A 2,468-nucleotide genomic window follows, 5' to 3' on the forward strand; every position below is an offset into this window, starting at 1 on the left:
CCTGCGCTGGCAGAACGTGCGGCACACGCCGGCAGAAAAGATTATCCCGCTTGTGCGCGATGAGGTCTTTCCGCATTTCAAGTTGACGGTCGCAAGCGGCACGGCATTCGCCGAGTTCATGAAAGATGCGCAGCTTATGATCCAGAAGCCGAGCCTTCTGGTCAAAGCGATCAATATGATCCACGAGCTACCGCTGACTGAAGGCGATACCAAGGGCGATCTTTACGAATACCTGCTCAGCAAGCTGACCACGGCCGGCATCAATGGCCAGTTCCGAACCCCCCGGCATATTATCCGTCTTATGGTCGAGATGCTGGAGCCCAAGCCGACTGACACTGTCGGCGATCCCGCCTGCGGCACCGGCGGCTTTCTCGTCAGCGTTATGCAGTACCTGCTCGAAACCTATACCTCGCCGGAAGCCATCATCGAGGAAACTGACCGCGAAACCGGCGCAGTCGAGAAAATCTACACCGGCGATCTGCTCGAAGATCATCGCGACCATATCCGCAGTCGCATGTTCCACGGCTACGACTTCGACGCGACGATGCTGCGCATCGCCGCAATGAACCTGATGCTTCATGGCGTCGATGATCCCGACATCCATTATCAGGACACACTGAGCACGAGCTTTACCGACCGCTTTCCCAAGGCGGCGCAGGAAGGGTTTGACGTCGTCCTCGCCAATCCGCCATTCAAAGGCCAGTTGGATTTCGAGGACGTGCATCCCGCATTGTTGCGCCAGGTGAAGACGAAGAAGACCGAGCTTCTTTTCGTTACTCTGATCCTGCGCATGCTGAAGACCGGCGGCCGGTCGGCGACCATCGTGCCGGACGGCGTGCTCTTCGGCTCGTCCGGCGCGCACAAGCAGCTTCGTGAATTGCTGGTCGACCATAACCAGCTTGAGGCTGTGATCTCTCTGCCGAGCGGTGTGTTCAAACCATATGCGGGGGTCTCCACCGGCATCCTTGTCTTCACCAAGGGCGGGCGCACGGACAACGTCTTTTTCTACGATGTACAGGCAGACGGCCTTTCGCTCGACGACAAGCGGGAGCCGGTTGATGCGAACGACATTCCCGATTGCCTTACCCGCTGGAAGACGCGCGATCCGAGAAAGGATACTGATCGCACGGCCAAGGCGTTCTTTGTGCCGGCGCCCGAGATTAGGGAAGCCGGCTACGATCTCTCGCTGGGCCGCTACAAGGAAGTCGTCTACGAAGAAGAGGAATATGACCCGCCGCAGGTCATCCTCGAACGCATGAAGGCGCTTAACGACGAGATTGGCGCTGACCTCGCCGAGCTGGCGGAGATGCTCGGATGAGTGAAATGTTTCCCCTTGGCAGTGTCGTGAATGTTTCTTCGGGCCAACCGGCTTTAAAGGCAAATGAGTTTGCTGAAGACGGCAAACCCTTCATTCGTGCCGGTAGCCTGGAAAACCTTCTCAATGGCGGGTCGCTGTTGGACTGCGAGAAAATTTCCGATGACACCGCCGAGAAAAAGCGCCTTCGACTTTACCCTAAGGACACTATCGTCTTCGCTAAGAGCGGCATGTCAGCGACACTGGGACGGGTCTACCGACTCTCAGAACCAGCCTATGTTGTAAGCCATCTGGCCGCGCTTGTTCCTACAGGACGATACGATCCGGTCTTCCTTACTTATTGGCTTCGTGAAAATCCCCCATCACGTCTTATCAAAGATCCCGCGTACCCATCAATTAGAGTCGGAGAAATTCGAAACCTGAACGTGCCTGATGTTTCGCTAAAAGAGCAGCGGCGCATTGCGATGATTCTCGACAAAGCCGATGGCGTTCGCCGGAAGCGCGAGCAAGCGCTGGAGATGGCCAACGAGCTGCTGCAAGCAGCATTTCTAGAGATGTTTGGCGATCCTGTCGGCAACAGACGCGGATTTCGAGTCGGAACCATCCGCGATCTACTTGAGGAGGTGCGTTACGGCACTGCGAAGAAAGCATCTGAAAGTGAAGGAGAGTTTCCCGTGCTTCGGATGGGAAACATCACATATTCCGGGTCACTGGATGTCGGCGACCTCAAATACGTTGACCTTAATGAGTCTGAAAAGCAGAAGTATATTCTAAATAATGGAGATATTCTATTTAATAGAACAAATAGTTCAGATTTAGTCGGAAAAACGGCTGTTTTTGATCTGGACGGAGATTTTACCTATGCTGGTTACTTGGTGCGCGGTCGCGTGAATGACAAAGTGGCCGATCCGTATTTCATTTCCGGCTATCTGAATTCCCGACACGGCAAGTCTGTTCTCCGAGCAATGTGCAAGAGCATTATAGGCATGGCAAATATCAATGCTCAAGAATTTCAAAATATTAAGATAATGATGCCGCCTTTGAGTTTACAAAAGAAGTACCGGCAGATCGTTGAGGGGGTATCAGGACACAAAATTCTGTTGAGCCGACAGCTTACTGAGAGCGGTCAAATGTTTTCCACGCTTTCCGCTCG

At 53.9% G+C, this 2,468-nt stretch carries 2 protein-coding genes; both read left to right on the top strand.

The genetic code is table 11. The features are described 5' to 3' along the window. A partial coding sequence (locus ACKUUH_RS17240; protein WP_407951123.1) for an N-6 DNA methylase occupies positions 1–1,318 on the top strand: 1,318 nt, incomplete at its 5' end. Continuing rightward, positions 1,315–2,468 (top strand): restriction endonuclease subunit S (locus tag ACKUUH_RS17245; protein ID WP_407951124.1); only part of this gene is annotated, 1,154 nt, incomplete at its 3' end. The genes ACKUUH_RS17240 and ACKUUH_RS17245, both read left to right, overlap by 4 nt.

This window comes from Parvibaculum sp. (assembly GCF_045863935.1).
Taxonomy (GTDB): Bacteria; Pseudomonadota; Alphaproteobacteria; order Parvibaculales; family Parvibaculaceae; genus Parvibaculum.